This window comes from Bradyrhizobium sp. JYMT SZCCT0428 (assembly GCF_018131075.1).
Lineage (GTDB): Bacteria > Pseudomonadota > Alphaproteobacteria > Rhizobiales > Xanthobacteraceae > Bradyrhizobium.
Window position 1 is genome coordinate 107945 of the sequence record NZ_JAFCLS010000006.1, and the last position, 15554, is coordinate 123498.

Genomic DNA, 15554 nt, shown 5'->3' on the forward strand with positions numbered 1-15554 from the left:
CTGCTACGTAGCTGTTTGTGTTATCTATTCAACGCACTAGCTCTGGGATCTCAGGCATGAATGCGATCGATCTGGTACTGACAGTGTGTGCCGTGCTGTCGCCGGCCACCTGCGAAGAGAGGCATCTGGTGTTTTCCTCGGATGTTTCCCCGCGGCAATGCGTCATGGCTGCGCAGCCCTATATCGCGCAATGGGTGGGCGAGCATCCGAAATGGACCGCGGTGAAGTGGCGCTGCGAATATCCGCGCCCCAACGACCGGGCGGATAAGGGCGAAGCTGCGCCCGCAGGCTGAAGCCATCGTGTCAGGGCGTCGCAAGGACTATTTGTTGCAGTCCTTTAAATCCTTGTCGGCAATCGAAAACACGGCATCCGCCTTGATTTCGATATCTCTCACCAGACATTGCCTTGCGTCGGGATAGCTCACCTTGGCATCGTAGCGTCCCGGCTCCACGCCGGTGATGCGCAGGCGTTCGTCGTGGTCGACCTCCTTGTCCTTGTCGTTCAGGGTCAGATTAGGTCCCCAGGCGTCCTTCCCGGCCGGCGATAGCTGGAAACCCGATATTGTCGAGGTGGTCAGGTTCCAGAGCCGGATGCCCTTGCCCTTGCTCTGCGCGGCGAGTTCGCCGGCGCCCACCGACAACAGCACGACCAAGGCCAGTATCCATCGCATCATCAGATTCTCCCGCGGCAAACCTCAAGCGCTTGCTACCTTATCAGACGTTTCCGGTTTTTCGCCGCCTCGAAATTTTCTGGTGCCTTCGCTGAATGAGGTCAAGCACCTATCAGGCATCCCGCTCGGTGAGACCGCCGTCGATCCGCCGCATGATGTCCGACTTGATTGCAGCGATCTCGGCGTCGCCCCGCGCGCGACGGGGCGTGCCGATGGGCAGCTCGGCAACAACCCGCGCCGGTCGCGGCGACAACAGGAACAGTCGGTCGCCGAGACGGGCCGCATCCTCCACGTCATGGGTGACCAGCAGCGTCATTACGGAACGGCCGTCGACCAGCATGGCAATCTGATCGCGCAGACGGACGGCGAGGGCGTCATCGAGCGAGGCCAGCGGTTCGTCGAGAATGAGGAAATCCGGCTCGATGGCGAATGCGCGGGCGAGCGCGACGCGCCGGGCAAGGCCGAGTGATAATTCGCCGGGGAAATGCTTGCGATGCGCGCCCAATTCCAGAATTTCGAACAGCGCTGAAAGCTTCGCCTCGTCGGCCAGAGGTGCGACAAGCCGCACGTTTTCCTCGACCGATCGCCATGGCAGCAGTCGCGGTTCCTGGAACACGACGCCGATCCGTGCGCCGGCGGGACGCACGACGCGCCCTTGAAAGTCGTGGTCGAGGCCGGCGAGAATCCTCAGCATGGTGCTCTTGCCGCAGCCGGATGGGCCAACGAACACGCCTACCTCTCCTGCATCGAGCGCAAAGGCCAGGCCGGCGATCACCTCGTGCTGTTCGCCCGCCGCGTTCCTGAATTTCTTGCTGGCGATGTCGACGTCAAGCCGCACGGGGGCGCCACCGGGATAGCCGGGCCTCAAATGGCTGCACCAGCAGGGTTTCGATGACGAGCACGACCGCCGCGAAACTCAGTGAATAGGCCAGCAGAAGCGGGATGTCGAACAACTGGAACGCCACGCCAATCTCGAAGCCAACGCCGTTCGGGCGTCCAAGCAACTCCGCAACAAGGACGATCTTCCAGACCAGGGAAAGTCCCGATCGCGCAGCGGCTGCGATATAGGGCGCCAGTTGCGGCAATATGACGTGCCGGAACGTCCTTGCACGCGGCAACGCGAATACTGTCGCCATTTCGTCGAGCGCCGCGTCGAGTGCCCGCGCTCCCTCACGCAGCGTAACGACGGCGGTCGGCAGCTTGTTGATGGCAATAGCCGCTATTGCGGCGACTTCGGTCAATCCGGCCCAGATGTAGGCGAGCACGATGACCACGAGCGCCGGCAGATTGAGCAGCAGGATCAGCCAGGGATCGCCGAGCCGATCGGCAAGCCGCACCCGGCCCATCAGGTAACCGATGGCGGCACCCAGCGTCATCGCCAGGGTGAAGGCGAGCGCCACGCGCGCCAATGTCACGCCGAGATTGAGGAACAAGGCACCCGACTTCGCTTCCACAAGCATGGCCGCGAGCACGGTGGGCGGAGGCGGCAGCTTCGCATCGCCGGCGAGCAGCGAGGCGATCCACCAGGTTGCGAAAAACACGGCGAATGAAACCAGACGCGGCACCTCAGTCTCCCGGAATCGCGTGATAGAAAGTGCCGGAAGCGAGTTCCGGCGCCGCCCCGACCAGTTCGCGGCCACCGATTCCAGCCAGCACGCGGTAGAGGATGCGCGCGTCGGCTTCCTCGTCGGCGATCGGGCGACGTGGAATTCCCTCCCGATAGCGATCGCGATAGACGCGGAGCGTTGCGGTGTCGGGGGCGCCGGTCAGCGGCGCAATTTTCTCCCACTCGGCATCCGAGGTCGATAGGATCTCTTTCGCCATGCGGGTCATGGCGATAAAGCGGGCCACTGTGTCCTGGTTGGCGTTCGCCCATGCTTCGTCGAAGACGTAGCCGATCATCGCGGTGCGGCCGGTGGCGCCAAGCTTCGGCAGCAGATCCTCAACGCCGGCGACGCGGCGGAAGCCTTTGGCTTCCAGCACGGCGCAGAAATTCCAGTAGTTCATGGTGGCATCCATTTCCCCACTGAGCGTCTTTGCCGTCAGCAGCGGCGGCGCGCCGTAAGCGATGGTCGCCTCCGACTTCAGGTCGATGCCGCCCTGTTTCAGCCACGCTTGCAACAGCAGCCAGTTCTTGTCGATCGGGCCGCCGGCAACCGCGAGCTTGCGGCCTTTAAGGTCGGCCAATGTCTGGATTGGCGATGCGGCCGGTACCATGACGGCGCCGAGCGCGCTCGAATAGGGATAGAATGTCAGCTTGGCGCCAAGGGTGCGTTCGCGCGATACCCACAGCCAGTCGGAGACAATGATGTCGGCGTTCCCGGCGCGTAACGCGATCTTGCCCGCCTCGGGGCTCGCAAGCTCAACAACCCCCACCGAGAGATTGGCCTGTTTGTCGAGACCATGGGCGCGGATCACGGCAAGTTCCCAGGCGAATGTTCCGGTTTTTTGCACCGCAACCCGCACGGTCTCAGCGCTGTGGCATGTACCGACCTGCGCAAAGGACAAAATAACCGCAGCCAGCAGCATGCGAATGCAAATTGTCATGGTGAGCCGTTTCCGCGAGCATCTTTTCAGCGGGACCGTCATAGCATAGCTTCCACGCTTCGTAGCGGGAGGAAGATCATGGCAGCTGTCGGATCGGTACGACGTATTGTCGCCGCGTTGTCAGTGTTGACGGCGGCGACAACGATGGCGCGGGCCGAAGTGATCAACGACTATCCGACGTCGGCGCGCGCCGAATACGTCTTTGGTTGTCTCAAGGCGAATGGCGAGACGCGGCAGGCGATCGAACAATGCTCCTGCTCGATCGATATCATCGCATCGATCATACCTTACGAGCGCTATGTCTCGGCCGAAACCGTCCTCAGCATGGCGCAGGTCCGGGGCAATCTGGGCGGGCAGTTCCGCACGTCAGAGCAGGCCGCGGGCGCACTCAATGATCTCAGGCGCGCACAGGCCGAAGCGGAAGTGAGATGTTTCTAGAGGTAGCCCCGACGCGCGGGCGATATTGGCTTACCGCGTTGCGTCAGATCCCGGAATCGTCGACCTTCCATTCCTTCTGGAATACGTGGCCTTCGGTATCCCTGGCTTCGGCACGGAAGCGCGTCGCGCCGTTCGAAACATAGGTAAAGCGGATATTGGGATCTTCCGAGATCGAGATTCCGCCTTCCATCGCCAGCACCAGGCTATCGTCCTGCCACAGCCGCAACTGGTCGACGAAGAAGGCCGGGATGTAGAGCTGGGTCACCTGATCCATCTGCAGGCCGGAATGGCTCGGATGACCGATCATGATCTGCGCCTCGCGGGTGCCGCTGGCGGGACCCTGGCCAGATCCTTGACCAGCACGTCCTTCACCAGCCCGCGCGAACTGGCGGTATCGCATCTGCCCCAGGCGGTTCTTGGCTTCGTCGGCGACCTTGGTGGCCGGTGCGGAACAGCCGCCGGAGGCCTTCACATAAGTCTTCGTCATATAGAGCTTGCCGTCGCTCAGTTCGGCCACGGCATGAACATCGGTATAGTTGTTGACGCGCACGCGCGTCGAGATTTCCGTCACATTGGCGTCCGGCCCCAGTTCGAACTTTGCCGCCATTGGCGCCGGATTCTGGTCGATCACCAGCGTGATTCTCAACACGCGGCGGCTGTCGCCAGGCGGGAGCTTGGTGCGCAGGGTGACGGGAACGATCGCCGCATCCTCGGCGCGGTACGGCATCTCGATGGCGATCACGTCTGCGCCGTCGTTCATCGGGCGATTGTTGAAGATGTCCTGAACCAGTCCCGGCCACGGATCGTTGGCCTCGGGCGTTGCCGCAGGCGCAACGCGCGCGCCGGCGAGCATGACGCTCAGGAGGCTGGCGATGCAGAGCAGGTGGAAACGACGTCCGGGCATGGCGGCACCCCTTCGCTGGGATGGAACGTAACGCCGTCAATATACGGCATCGGGCGGGCTATTCCCATTCAATTTCCGAGAATGCAGATGTTGCATTGCGTGCATTGTAGTCGTCGAACAGTTGCCACCGCGGTCGCTCGCCAGCCGCGGCGGTGTCGGCGGCGACCGTGATCGGGGCGCCGCGGGCGACCAGCTTGCGAACATCCGCCGCCAGCGTTTCGAGGTAACGGCGTTGGTCGGCGAGGGCGCCCGGCCATTCGCTCACAGGTCCGTGACCGGGAATCACGCGTTGCGCGGGAAGCGCGCCGAGTTCGTCGATCACGGCGAGCCATCCGCGAATACTGCCGTCCAGCACCGGAATGTGGCCAAGGAACACCAGATCGCCCGCGAACAGGGTTTTGGTTTGCTCGTCGAACACGGTGACGTCGTTGTCGCTGTGCGCCGCCGGCCACGACTTCAAGGTCAGGGTTCGCGAGCCGAGATCGAGTTTGATCGTGCCATCGACAAGGAGCGTGGGCGGTATCATGCGCACGCCATCCAGGGACTGCGCGCCCATGATCCGGCGAAATGCGTCGAGATAGAATGGTCCGCGCGCCGCCAGCGCGCGCGGCAGGTTCCGATGACCGACGAACTCGGTTCCATCGCCTGCGAACGCGGCGCCGCCAAAGACATGGTCCGGATGGCCGTGTGTGTAGATGACATAGCGGATCGGCTTGTCGGTTCGCGCACGGATCGCCGCAAGCAGCCGCTGGCCCTCGCGAACGCTCCCCCCGGTGTCGATCACCGCCACCGCGCTCTCGCCGATGATGAATCCGATATTCGCGGTCGCGCCTTCGTTCTCGCCCGTCATCAGCGCGGTCTGGCCCTGGTGCACGAATATTCCGGGAGCGACTTCGCTCACAGGCAATTCTTGCGCCTTCGCCTGCGCTAGGGTGGACGTCGCGAAAACCACAAGCAAGGCAAGAACCGAAACGCCATGAGCCATGTTTCTGCCTCAGTCCCGTCCGGAAGCGATCTCGGGTTTCGTCGAGCTGGTTTGCGTCGCAGCATGCAACGCAAATCCAGCACGGGGATATTCCTGTTGCACGCTCTGGCACGCTGAGCAATTGATGGATAGCGGGCGTTCGATCAAGAAGGGAATGCATGATGACAGATTGGGGACAACGCCGCCGCTTGCTGGTCTCGCTGCTCGCGATCACAGCAATATTCGCCGGTCGCGATATCGCCGGAGCGCAGACCAACGACAGCACCGACCTGTCCATCGAGCTCATCGATCCCAAGGTGCTAAGGGTTTGCGCCGACCCGCGCAATTTGCCGTTCTCGAACGACAAGGGCGAGGGAATCGAAAACAAGCTCGGTGAGCTGTTCGCCGAAAAGCTGCAGAAGAAGCTGGACTATGCTTACTATCCGCAGGCGGCCGGCTTTGTCCGGATGACGCTTGCCGCGCATCGTTGCGACGTCATCTTGGGCTATCCGCAAGGCGACGACCTGGTGCAGAGCACCAATCCCTACTACCGGACCGCCTACGCGCTGGTGGTCAAGCAAGGCAGCGGCCTTGACGATGTCGCGGCGCTGGGCGACGCACGCCTGAAGGGCAAGCATATCGGCATTGTTGCCGGCACGCCGCCCGCCACCAACATGACCGCCAATGGTCTGATGGCCGAAGCCAAGTCCTATCCGCTGATGGTCGATACGCGGATCGATTCATCGGCAGAAGTCATGATCAAGGATCTTACGTCGGGGAAGATCGACGCCGCCATTCTGTGGGGACCGCTCGCGGGCTTTTACGCCAAAAAGGCAAACCCGCCGCTTCATGTCACGCCGCTTGTCAAGGAAACCACGGGGCCTCGGCTCGTCTATCGCATCGGCATGGGCGTCCGGCCGGCCGACCAGAACTGGAAGCGGATGCTCAACCGTCTGATCCAGGAGAACCAGCCGGCCATCAACAGGATACTGCTCGACTTCGGCGTTCCCTTGCTCGACGAGAATGACCGGCCGATCGGCGCGGAGACGGCGAAGAAGTCGCCGTGATACGAACGCTGGCGTGCGTGGTCGTTGCGACCTTTGCCCTCGCAGCGAGCGTGTTCGCGCAGCAGAACGTGCCGGAGCCGGACGGATATCGCACGGATAATTATCGCGCGGCTGTTCCTGCGACCCTCGCCGGCGTACGCGTCCTTACGACGGCAGAGGCCGAAGCGATCTGGCGCGCAGGCAGCGGTGTTTTTATCGACGTGCTGCCGCGTGCGCCGAAGCCGCCAAATCTTCCCGGCGGCACGGTCTGGCGCGACAAGCCGCGCTTCAACATCCCCGGCAGCATCTGGTTGCCCGATACGGGGTACGGCAAACTGGCAGAGCCAACCGAGGCCTATCTGCGGCGCGGGCTCGAGCGGGTGTCTCATGGCAACAAGGCCGCGTTGCTGGTGATCTATTGTCAGGAAAATTGCTGGATGTCGTGGAACGCGGCGAAACGGGTGCTGTCCTACGGCTATCCCAATGTGGCCTGGTACCCGGACGGAACCGAAGGATGGGAGCACGCCAACCTGCCGGTCGTTGAATCACAGCCTGAACCCAGAACGGATGAGGAAGGGCGACCGCAGCGATAGCGCAATACGTCATCCTGAGGTGCGAGCGTAGCGAGCCTCGAAGGATGGGCCCCGGGCGCTGCTCATCCTTCGAGGCGCGCAAGAGCGCGCACCTCAGGATGACGCGATTAGGGTAGCAGCCATCGCTACTCGATCTCCTGCTGGATCATGCGGCCAAGCGCGAACAACCGCTGGTCGATCGCGGTGGGCACCTCGCAGACGAATTTGACCACGCGCTGCCGGTCTTCGAAGATCCGGGTTTGCCAGACCATTTGATTGCTGAGTTCGTCGATCTTGGCTTGATCGGGCGGGGACGCACTCTGCAGGGCATGCAGTGCGGACACGTCGGACCGGATCTTGTCCGCGGCCTCGCGCTGCTTGCGGGTGATCCGTTCCAATCCGTTCATGACCGACGCGCGCTGCGCGTTGAGGCTGTCGAACAGGCCGGCGAACAGGAGCTTGCCTGTCGTGGCCTTGTCGGTCGCCGGGCTGCCAAGAAACTCCGTGATCAGCTTCTGGGCTTCGTCGAGCGAAGTCCGTCTTGCGGCCAGCCTCGCTACCTGCGCGCTGACCTTGGCATCGTCCTTCCATTTGTCCTTGACGTCGTCGAGCGGCGGACCGGCCCACACCGCGGTGAGCGAAATTTCCGGCACCTTGGCCTGGGTGCACGGCCAGTCCGGATAGCGCGGATCGGCGGCCAAGCCGGCCTCGGTCGATGCCGCGACAAGGAAGAGCGTTCCGATTGCGATCTGCCATCTCATGTTTTGCCTCCGGCAGATCATGCTTCGCCTCCGGCGGGCCCGCGGCGAACCAGGCCGCGTGATGGATCATAGGCGTATATCGCACCGATCATGAAAGCCGTTGTGCAGCAAACCACGACGGCTAGCGAAATCCAGTTCATCTGTCCATACAGCGCAAAGCGTATCAGTTCGACGGCGTGCGTAAACGGATTGAACAGGCAGACATAATAGAGCAAGGGGCTTCCTTCCTGCACCCGCCACAGCGGGTAGAGCGCCGATGAAGCAAAGAACATCGGGAAAATCACGAAGTTCATCACGCCGGCAAAATTCTCGAGCTGCTTGATGCCGGAGGAGATCAGCATGCCGAGCGCACCGAGCATCAGGCCCGAAACGACCAGCGCCGGCAGCACCGTGAGATAGCCGATCGGCGGCGGCGCGATATCCCAGAACCACGCGATCAACAGGAAGGCGTAGACCTGGAGCAACGAGACCGCGGTTCCCGCAACCAGCTTGCAGAACAACAGATACCAGCGCGGCAACGGGCTCACCAGCAGGGTGCGCATATTGCCCATCTCGCGGTCGTAGACCATCGAGAGCGACGACTGCATGCCGTTGAAGAGCTGGATCATCGCCATCAATCCCGGCGCGATATAGACCTCATAGAGAATGTAGGTTTCGTATGGCGGGATGATGGAAATGCCGAGGACCTGACGAAAGCCCGCGGCGAAGATGAACAGCCACACCAGCGGCCTGACCAGCGCCGAAACGAAACGTTCGCGCTGGTGCACGAAGCGCAGCGCCTCGCGCCACACGATGCCGTTCAGGCAGGTGACATATTGGCCGAGCGAGAAGCCGCTGTGGTGTCGGTTGACGGTCACGGAGCTCATGGCGCGGGGCTCCCGGGATCCACCGCAGCGCCGGTCAAGCGCATGAATGCGGAATTGATGTCGCGGGCGCCGGCGTCGGCGATGATATTGTCGACCGGGCCATGCGCAAGAACCCGGCCCTGGTGCAGGACCACGAGGTCGTCGCCGGGCGCGATCTCGTCAAACAAATGGGTGGCCCATAGCACGCCGATATCCTGCTCGATCACGAGCTGCCGGACGTGGCCGAGAATGTCGGCGCGGGCCTTGACGTCGAGCCCGACGGTCGCCTCATCAAGCAGCAGCAAGCGCGGACGATGCAGCAGGGCGCGCGCGATTTCCAGCCGCCGCATCTGGCCGCCCGAGAGGTCGCGAACCTTGCTGCCGGCGCGGTCCGCAAGGGCGATGCGCGTCAGCACTTCGTCGCTGCGCAGCCGTGCCTCGCGCTTGGCGATGCCATGCAGGGCGGCGTGATAGAGCAGGTTTTGCGTCACCGAGAGATCGAGATCGAGCGTCCGTGACTGGAACACCACGCCGAGCAGCCGCAGCGCTTCGCCTGGCGCAAGGCTGATGTCGTGGCCGAAAATGCCGATGCGTCCGGCCTGGGTTCCGAACAGCCGCGTGATCAGCGCGAACAACGTGCTCTTGCCGGCGCCATTGAGGCCAAGCAGCGCCGTGAAGCTTGCCGGTGCAACCGCGAAGCTGACGTCGATCAAAGCGCGCCTTGTGCCGTAGGAATGGCTGATGCCCTCGATCGACAATGCGGGCGTTGCCGCGGGATCGCCCCGGGGACGAGGGGCCGGCGGTGCGGGTCCTGTGCTGTGTGCGTCGATCGCTGTCATGGTTGAGCAAACGTAATCCCCCAGGGCAGCTCGCCGACCTGGATTGTCTTGATCACCTTTTGCGCCGACACGTCGATGACAGAGACGTCGTTTGAAACACCGTTGGTCACCAGCAGATATTTTTCGTCCGGGGTGAAGGCCATGTGCCAGACCCGCTGGCCGACCAGAAGATATTTCGTGACCTTGTGCGTGGTGGCATCGACGACGGCAACGCGGTTGGCGGGGCCGAGCGCAATGAAGCCGGTCTTGCCGTCCTTGGTGATGCCGATGCCGACCGGCTGGATCGCCTCGCGCCGCAGGCCGGGAATGTTAAACTCGATCTTGCCCGTGATGGTGCGCTTGGCGGGGTCGAGGATGGAAACGGTGCCGCCGATCTCCGACGATACCCACAATTCGGAGCTGTCGCGCTTGAACTCGGCATAGCGTGGCCGCGCATCGACCAGCACGTTGGCGACGATCTCGCGCGTCGCGGTGTCGATGAAATGCGCCATGTTGGTGGTTTCGGACGTATTGATCAGGATCTTGCCGTCCGGGCTGAGGGCCATGCCCTCGGGCTCGACGCCGACCTGGATGTCACCCAGGCGGACGCGCTTTTCGAGGTCGATGATGGTTACCGTGTTGTCGTTCTCGTTGGCGACATAGAGGAGTTTGCCGGCGGCATCCTGGGTGAACAGTTCCGGATCGGGACCGGAGGGCAGGCTGTCCACCACCTGATGGGTCGCGGTGTCGATCACTTCGATCTTGTCGTCATCGCCGACTGCGACCAGCACGAATTTGCCGTTCTTGGTGAATTCGATACCGCGCGGGCGCTGACCGACCTTGATGGTATGGGTGACGATCCATTTGTCGGTATCGATCACCGATACCGTGTTGCTTTTCTCATTCGATACATAGGCGACGAAGGCCAAGGCGGGGCTGGTGGCCGCGAGCCACACCGCCATTCCGGAGAGCAGACACCGACGCCACATCCGCTATTCCCCCGTTTTCAGTTCAGTTTGCATTTGGTTTCGGGCCGGTCGACGCCGAGTGTGTCGAGTTCGGAGTATTGATGCAAGAAACCCTCCTGCGGCGAAACCGAGACGACCATGCGGCCGTCGACCAGCAGGATGGGCTGGCGAAGCTGCAGGTTCCAATCCCGCAGCGTCAGCCGCTGTCCCTTGAACGCGGCAACCGAAAAATCCGGTTTCTTGAGAAATTCAAACACCGTTTTCGGGTCGCCGGAGTTGGTGCGCGACGTGGCTTCGCCGATCATGCGCGCGGCGGTCCAGGCCTGCATGTCCCGCGCCGTCATGCGCCGCGAATTCAATTTGACGAAGCGGTTCTGGATCTGGATCGCACCCCACTGATCGTGCGCCGCGTCCCAGCTTGTCGGCACAAGGCCTGCCGAGCCGGCGATCGGCCGCGGGTCCCAGGTCCGGTAGGGCAGATAGGATGCAAACACTTCGCTTTCGTCCGCCGCGACGAGGACGTCATAGGCCGGCGCACCTTGCGTAAACACAGGCATTTGACGCTGGATCAGGGTTACACCGCTGTCGGTGCGCCGCGCGCCGCCGGTATCCTCGAAGACCTTTTCCTGAACGATCTTGGCGCCAAAGCGGGCCGCTGCGCGCCGCAGCGCATCGGCGTAAAGCTTGTCGGCTTCATGTGAGCCGACCACCAGCAGCCAGCGCTTCCACTGCTTCCACACCAGATACTGCGCCAGCGCGTCGGCGAGCATCGAGCGGGTCGGGGCCACATGGATCACGTTGGCGCGGCAATCCTGCTCGCGTAGCCGGTCGTCGATCGCTCCGGCGTTGAGCAGCACGGTTTTGCGATCGCGCAGTGCATCGGCCGCCTTTAGCAGCGCGTCGGCAGGCAGATCGGCGATGATGATGCCATTGCGGTCGGCGAGGGCCGTCGCCGCCTTGGCGACGTCCTCGCCATCTTTCAGGCGAATTTCCTCGAGGAAGAAACGCTGGTTGAGGAATTTTCCGGTGGTGTTGTTGTCCTCGATCGCCAGCCGCGCACCGGCGATGCCGTCATTTTCCGACGGTTGCTCGACAAGGGACAGTTTCGATTTGATGCCGGCCTGACCGAGATAGCCGACGCGGATGTCGATCGGGTCGGCCGCGAGCGCGGAACTGGCCACGAAACTTAGTCCGATTGCGCCGATCAACCATCGGATCATGGACGCTCCCTGAATTCTCCTCCTCGACTTGACGACGATGGAGGGATACTTGTCCCGCAAGCACACGCGGCTTGAAACTTGACTGAATTGTTCTAGCTTGCAAGTCCGCATTTTGTCGTTGCTTGGACGTCGACGTGAGGGATCACGATCATGAGAGCGCAGTTTGTCTTTGCCGCGCTGATGCTGCTGGTGTCGGTGCCGGCACGTGCCGATCCGCCGAAGCTCGCGATTTTCGATTTCGAGCTGCTCGATACCAGCCTCGAAGGCGAGATGAGGGGACCTCAGGCCGACGAGCATGATCGACTGATCCGCATCAGCGATCTGGTACGCCGGCAGTTGACGAAATCCAGCAGGTTCGAGCTTCTGGACATCTCGCCGGTGAAAGCTGCGGCTGAGGGCAGCAATCTGCAGGCATGCGGCGGTTGCGACGTCCAGTATGCGCAGCGCATCGGCGCGGATCTCGTCATCACCGGTGTCATGAAGAAGATCTCGACCCTTATCCTCAACCTGACCATCTTCGTGCGCGACGCCCACACCGGACAGCTCATCACGGCGATGAATGCCGATTTTCGCGGCAACACCGATGAATCCTGGACGCGTGCGACCAACTATCTCGTGCGCAACCGGTTGCTGGCGCCCAATTACGGCAGGCCCCAGCCCTGATGAACTGCGCAAAATTTTCAGGCTTTCAGGCGCGCGGCGTGCCAGCGCAGATGATCGCCCATGAAGCTGGAGATGAAGAAATAGCTGTGGTCGTAACCGCCCTGGCGGCGCAACGTGAGCGGAATGTTCGCCTTCTCGCAGGCGCTTTTCAGCAGTTCGGGGCGAAGTTGCTCGGCGAGAAATGAATCGGCGTCGCCATAATCCACCAGTAGATCGGAGAATCTGGCGCCGTCCTCGATCAACGCCACCGCATCATGTTTACGCCAGGCCTGCCTGTCGCCGCCGAGATAGCCTCCCAGCGCCTTGATGCCCCACGGTACCTGTGAGGGTGCGACGATCGGCGCAAAAGCGCTGGCGGCGCGGTATCGGTCGGGATGGCGCAGTGCGACGGTCAGGGCGCCGTGGCCGCCCATGGAATGGCCGAGGATGGATTGCCGCCCGGCATCGACCGGGAAATTCGCGGCGACCAGTTTCGGCAGTTCTTCGGTGACATAGCTCCACATCCGGTAGTTACGCGCGAATGGCGCCTGCGTTGCGTCGACATAAAAGCCGGCGCCGAGCCCGAAATCATACGCACCGGCGGGATCGCCGGGCACCTTGTCGCCACGCGGGCTGGTGTCCGGTGCGACGAACACCAGTCCGAGGTCAGCGCAGGCACTGCGGAACTCACCCTTTTCCGTGACGTTGGCGTGCGTGCAGGTCAGTCCCGACAGATACCAGACCACCGGCAGCCTTGCGCCATTCTGATGGGGAGGGACGTAGACCGAAAATGTCATGTCGGTGCCGGTCTCGGCGCTGGCGTGCTTGTAAACGCCTTGCGTGCCGCCATGCGATTTGTTGAGCGAAACCGTCTGAACTGTCATGAACTCTCCGTTGCCGTGCCGCGTCGCGCCGTCTTTAGGCCACGCCGTTGTCGATGGCCAACCGCACCAGTTCGGCGGATGTGCGCACGCCGAGTTTGTGGCGCATGATCGAGGATGTATTGGCGACGGTCTTGTAGGAGGAATGGACCAGCCACGCGATTTCGGACAGGCATTTTCCTGCGCTGAGCAGGCGCAGTATCTCCATCTCGCGCGCCGTCAGTTTTGAAAGCGGGCTCTTTGCGTATGAGGGGCCGGCGAATGCAATGCTTTGCGCAATCGCCGGCGGCAAATAGACGCCGCCCTTTGCTACTTCGCGGATGGCGTCAACAAGATCCTGGGGATCCCCGGTCTTGGAGACAAAACCCTTGGCGCCGACGTCGATGGCGCGCGCGGCGAATACCGGGTCATCGTTCATGCTGAACATGATGATGCGCGCCGACGCATCGCGCCCGAGCAGGCGTCGCGCCAGTTCGAAACCGGACACCGTCGGCAGGTTGATGTCGAGCACGCAGATATCCGGATGCAGCTCGCCGAACACGCGCTCGCCGCTCTCCGCGTCGGAGGCTTCCACGACATCGATCTCCGGCTCGTCCGCGAACAGGGCACGACAGCCTGAAGCTACGATGCGATGATCATCTACGATCAGAACGCGCATTGGCATTGGTCCCGAATAGCCCCGTCAATCCCGTTGTGCACCGCATCAGGTGAAACACCGGCGCAGACTTCGGGGCGATACCTGCCGTCGATGGTCATGCAACCCGGGCGATGTTGCTATACGTTTCGATTAGATAGACGCGTGTTTTATCTGTCAACGCTCCCATCAATAGGAAATCGAAGGCGATTTCGCTCTCGGACTAAGCGACTTCACTCCTGGACAAATGATATGTGGCAAAAGCTTTCCTTGCGCGCCCGGATCAACCTGTTGCTCGCGCTCGTCCTCACGCTTGGTCTGGCCATCAATGTTGCGCGGCTTGTGCTCGAGGCCGGGCCCCGGGTTCAGGCTGAAGACCAAAGTGTCATACGGTTGGCGCGCGAGTTCATCGATACGATCGTTGCAGGACTAAAAGAGGCGCCGGATCCAGAGGCGCGACTGAACCAGATCGTTCACGACCTCAACAAGCTGCGCCACGTCAGCATCACACGACAGAGCGAAGCCATCGCTAGATCCGGGATCGCGGACAAGCCGGACGACAATCCCGACGCACGCTCGCCGCCGGCATGGTTCGTCCGGCTTGTTCACCCCGAACAAACCACCGTGAAGGTGCCGATTTCGATCAGGGGAAAACCGGACGCGCTGCTGATCACGTCGCATCCAAACGACGAGGTAGCCGAGATCTGGGACGGGATATTCACCCAACTCCTGGTCGGCGCCACGATTGCGATCGTTCTTTTCCTCATTACCAGCAGGGTCGTTGGCAAAGCACTCGCGCCGATCCAGACGCTTTCCGGAGCGATGGCGAAGATCGAGGCCGGCGGTTACGACACGCGCGTGAAACCGGACGGGCCGCCGGAACTCGTTGCCATTTGCGACAAGTTGAATCACCTTGCGGCCACTCTGGGCGATGCGGTTGAGGACAAGCGGCGCCTCGCCGAGCGCGTCGTCTCGCTGCAGGATGTCGAACGCAAGGAAATTGCCCGCGAACTGCACGATGAATTTGGACCCTATCTCTTTGCTTTGCGGGTACATGCCAGCGCGCTGACGCGGATTGCGGATGCGGGGGACCCGAACGGGGAGGCCACCCGAAGGCACGGCAGTGCCATATTGGAACATCTGAATGCCTTGCAGGCGTCCAATCGCCGGGTTCTTGAAAAATTGCGCCCGGTGGGACTGACGGAACTCGGCCTACGCGAGGCGCTCGGGGCGCTGCTGCGCCTGTGGGGGGAGTCGCATCCCGAAGTCGCTATCGAAACGGCGATCTCGCCGTCCTTGGGCGACACCGGCGAGACGGCTGATCTGACGATCTACCGCACCATCCAGGAAGCGCTGACCAATGCCTTTCGCCATGCCGGCGCCACCAGCATCAAGGTAAGCGTTGAACCGGCCGAACTTCCTGTGGGGCTTGCGCGTACCGGCCGCGGCGGCGCCCTGGTGCGGGTTCGTGACAATGGCAACGGACTGGGGCCCGATCACAAGCTCGGCTTCGGGCTAACCGGCATGCGGGAGCGCATTCTGGCGCTGGGCGGCTCGCTTACGATTGCATCAGGGGATAGCGGCGTAACAGTCGAGGCCCTGGTTCCCCGGGACGTGGGGCGCTAGCTTCTTTTTGGACGCGT

19 protein-coding genes are annotated in these 15554 nt (G+C 62.3%); 6 read left to right on the plus strand and 13 right to left on the minus strand.

Features of this window, described 5'->3' with window-relative positions; all coding sequences use genetic code 11:
• Positions 1-56 precede the first annotated feature (56 nt).
• Positions 57-293 carry a hypothetical protein gene (locus JQ575_RS08135; RefSeq protein ID WP_212032699.1) on the plus strand — a complete coding sequence of 79 codons (237 nt, stop codon included), beginning with the start codon at positions 57-59 and terminating at the stop codon, positions 291-293.
• Between the two features lie 27 nt (positions 294-320).
• On the opposite strand, the gene JQ575_RS08140 is transcribed toward JQ575_RS08135, so the two are convergent.
• From JQ575_RS08140 to JQ575_RS08155, 4 genes are all read right to left on the minus strand, one after another.
• On the minus strand, positions 321-671 hold the full coding sequence (locus JQ575_RS08140; protein WP_409364774.1) for a hypothetical protein: 351 nt from the start codon (positions 669-671) through the stop codon (positions 321-323).
• 112 nt (positions 672-783) lie between these two features.
• Entirely contained in the window at positions 784-1509 is a 726-nt protein-coding gene (locus JQ575_RS08145) for an ABC transporter ATP-binding protein (protein ID WP_212032701.1), read from the minus strand.
• Entirely contained in the window at positions 1499-2236 is a 738-nt protein-coding gene (locus tag JQ575_RS08150; protein ID WP_212032702.1) for an ABC transporter permease subunit, read from the minus strand. Before JQ575_RS08150 ends, JQ575_RS08145 begins: the two co-directional genes overlap by 11 nt.
• A gap of 1 nt (position 2237) precedes the next feature.
• On the minus strand, positions 2238-3200 hold the full coding sequence (locus tag JQ575_RS08155) for an ABC transporter substrate-binding protein (protein WP_409364775.1): 963 nt from the start codon (positions 3198-3200) through the stop codon (positions 2238-2240).
• A gap of 96 nt (positions 3201-3296) precedes the next feature.
• Between JQ575_RS08155 and JQ575_RS08160 the strand changes: the two genes are divergently transcribed.
• A complete protein-coding gene (locus JQ575_RS08160; protein WP_212032704.1) occupies positions 3297-3656 on the plus strand; it encodes a hypothetical protein in 360 nt (119 codons plus the stop codon).
• Positions 3657-3699: 43 nt separating this feature from the next.
• On the opposite strand, the gene JQ575_RS08165 is transcribed toward JQ575_RS08160, so the two are convergent.
• On the minus strand, positions 3700-4509 hold the full coding sequence (locus tag JQ575_RS08165; protein WP_249166531.1) for a quinoprotein dehydrogenase-associated SoxYZ-like carrier: 810 nt from the start codon (positions 4507-4509) through the stop codon (positions 3700-3702).
• Positions 4510-4618: 109 nt separating this feature from the next.
• Positions 4619-5545, minus strand: a complete 927-nt coding sequence (locus JQ575_RS08170) for a quinoprotein relay system zinc metallohydrolase 2 (RefSeq protein WP_212032706.1) — start codon at positions 5543-5545, stop codon at positions 4619-4621.
• Between the two features lie 161 nt (positions 5546-5706).
• On the opposite strand from JQ575_RS08170, the gene JQ575_RS08175 reads away from it, so the two are divergent.
• On the plus strand, positions 5707-6591 hold the full coding sequence (locus tag JQ575_RS08175) for a substrate-binding domain-containing protein (RefSeq protein WP_212032832.1): 885 nt from the start codon (positions 5707-5709) through the stop codon (positions 6589-6591).
• A complete protein-coding gene (locus JQ575_RS08180; RefSeq protein ID WP_212032707.1) occupies positions 6588-7163 on the plus strand; it encodes a PQQ-dependent catabolism-associated CXXCW motif protein in 576 nt (191 codons plus the stop codon). The genes JQ575_RS08175 and JQ575_RS08180 overlap by 4 nt, the downstream gene beginning before the upstream one ends.
• Before the next feature lie 125 nt (positions 7164-7288).
• On the opposite strand, the gene JQ575_RS08185 is transcribed toward JQ575_RS08180, so the two are convergent.
• From JQ575_RS08185 to JQ575_RS08205, 5 genes are read right to left on the minus strand one after another with little or no spacing between them, the layout of a single operon-like run.
• Complete coding sequence (locus tag JQ575_RS08185; RefSeq protein ID WP_212032708.1) at positions 7289-7903, minus strand: hypothetical protein; 615 nt, start codon at positions 7901-7903, stop codon at positions 7289-7291.
• A gap of 17 nt (positions 7904-7920) precedes the next feature.
• Positions 7921-8769 (minus strand): ABC transporter permease, encoded by an 849-nt coding sequence (locus JQ575_RS08190; RefSeq protein ID WP_212032709.1) that lies wholly within the window; start codon positions 8767-8769, stop codon positions 7921-7923.
• A complete protein-coding gene (locus JQ575_RS08195; protein ID WP_212032710.1) occupies positions 8766-9587 on the minus strand; it encodes an ABC transporter ATP-binding protein in 822 nt (273 codons plus the stop codon). Before JQ575_RS08195 ends, JQ575_RS08190 begins: the two co-directional genes overlap by 4 nt.
• A complete protein-coding gene (locus JQ575_RS08200) occupies positions 9584-10555 on the minus strand; it encodes a YVTN family beta-propeller repeat protein (RefSeq protein ID WP_212032711.1) in 972 nt (323 codons plus the stop codon). Before JQ575_RS08200 ends, JQ575_RS08195 begins: the two co-directional genes overlap by 4 nt.
• A gap of 17 nt (positions 10556-10572) precedes the next feature.
• Positions 10573-11754, minus strand: coding sequence for an ABC transporter substrate-binding protein (locus tag JQ575_RS08205; RefSeq protein ID WP_212032712.1), 1182 nt, complete (start codon positions 11752-11754; stop codon positions 10573-10575).
• A 150-nt stretch (positions 11755-11904) separates the two neighbouring features.
• Between JQ575_RS08205 and JQ575_RS08210 the strand changes: the two genes are divergently transcribed.
• Complete coding sequence (locus JQ575_RS08210; protein WP_212032713.1) at positions 11905-12417, plus strand: DUF3280 domain-containing protein; 513 nt, start codon at positions 11905-11907, stop codon at positions 12415-12417.
• A 17-nt stretch (positions 12418-12434) separates the two neighbouring features.
• Here JQ575_RS08210 and fghA read toward each other — a convergent pair whose 3' ends face one another.
• Both fghA and JQ575_RS08220 read right to left on the minus strand, forming a co-directional pair.
• Complete coding sequence (gene fghA, locus JQ575_RS08215; protein WP_212032714.1) at positions 12435-13280, minus strand: S-formylglutathione hydrolase; 846 nt, start codon at positions 13278-13280, stop codon at positions 12435-12437.
• Between the two features lie 34 nt (positions 13281-13314).
• Complete coding sequence (locus tag JQ575_RS08220; protein ID WP_211998824.1) at positions 13315-13935, minus strand: response regulator transcription factor; 621 nt, start codon at positions 13933-13935, stop codon at positions 13315-13317.
• Positions 13936-14163: 228 nt separating this feature from the next.
• Between JQ575_RS08220 and JQ575_RS08225 the strand changes: the two genes are divergently transcribed.
• Entirely contained in the window at positions 14164-15537 is a 1374-nt protein-coding gene (locus JQ575_RS08225) for a histidine kinase (protein WP_212032715.1), read from the plus strand.
• Positions 15538-15554 lie beyond the last annotated feature (17 nt).

What these genes read in the sequence shown, in the direction of transcription:
- JQ575_RS08160 (WP_212032704.1), top strand. Translation starts at nt 3,297, where the DNA reads ATGGCAGCTGTCGGATCGGTACGACGTATTGTCGCCGCGTTGTCAGTG.
- JQ575_RS08190 (WP_212032709.1), bottom strand. Translation starts at nt 8,769, where the DNA reads ATGAGCTCCGTGACCGTCAACCGACACCACAGCGGCTTCTCGCTCGGC.
- JQ575_RS08155 (WP_409364775.1), bottom strand. Translation starts at nt 3,200, where the DNA reads ATGCTGCTGGCTGCGGTTATTTTGTCCTTTGCGCAGGTCGGTACATGC.
- JQ575_RS08170 (WP_212032706.1), bottom strand. Translation starts at nt 5,545, where the DNA reads ATGGCTCATGGCGTTTCGGTTCTTGCCTTGCTTGTGGTTTTCGCGACG.
- JQ575_RS08225 (WP_212032715.1), top strand. Translation starts at nt 14,164, where the DNA reads ATGTGGCAAAAGCTTTCCTTGCGCGCCCGGATCAACCTGTTGCTCGCG.
- JQ575_RS08195 (WP_212032710.1), bottom strand. Translation starts at nt 9,587, where the DNA reads ATGACAGCGATCGACGCACACAGCACAGGACCCGCACCGCCGGCCCCT.
- JQ575_RS08175 (WP_212032832.1), top strand. Translation starts at nt 5,707, where the DNA reads ATGACAGATTGGGGACAACGCCGCCGCTTGCTGGTCTCGCTGCTCGCG.
- JQ575_RS08220 (WP_211998824.1), bottom strand. Translation starts at nt 13,935, where the DNA reads ATGCGCGTTCTGATCGTAGATGATCATCGCATCGTAGCTTCAGGCTGT.
- JQ575_RS08205 (WP_212032712.1), bottom strand. Translation starts at nt 11,754, where the DNA reads ATGATCCGATGGTTGATCGGCGCAATCGGACTAAGTTTCGTGGCCAGT.
- JQ575_RS08210 (WP_212032713.1), top strand. Translation starts at nt 11,905, where the DNA reads ATGAGAGCGCAGTTTGTCTTTGCCGCGCTGATGCTGCTGGTGTCGGTG.
- JQ575_RS08165 (WP_249166531.1), bottom strand. Translation starts at nt 4,509, where the DNA reads ATGCTCGCCGGCGCGCGCGTTGCGCCTGCGGCAACGCCCGAGGCCAAC.
- JQ575_RS08185 (WP_212032708.1), bottom strand. Translation starts at nt 7,903, where the DNA reads ATGAGATGGCAGATCGCAATCGGAACGCTCTTCCTTGTCGCGGCATCG.
- JQ575_RS08200 (WP_212032711.1), bottom strand. Translation starts at nt 10,555, where the DNA reads ATGTGGCGTCGGTGTCTGCTCTCCGGAATGGCGGTGTGGCTCGCGGCC.
- fghA (WP_212032714.1), bottom strand. Translation starts at nt 13,280, where the DNA reads ATGACAGTTCAGACGGTTTCGCTCAACAAATCGCATGGCGGCACGCAA.
- JQ575_RS08135 (WP_212032699.1), top strand. Translation starts at nt 57, where the DNA reads ATGAATGCGATCGATCTGGTACTGACAGTGTGTGCCGTGCTGTCGCCG.
- JQ575_RS08140 (WP_409364774.1), bottom strand. Translation starts at nt 671, where the DNA reads ATGCGATGGATACTGGCCTTGGTCGTGCTGTTGTCGGTGGGCGCCGGC.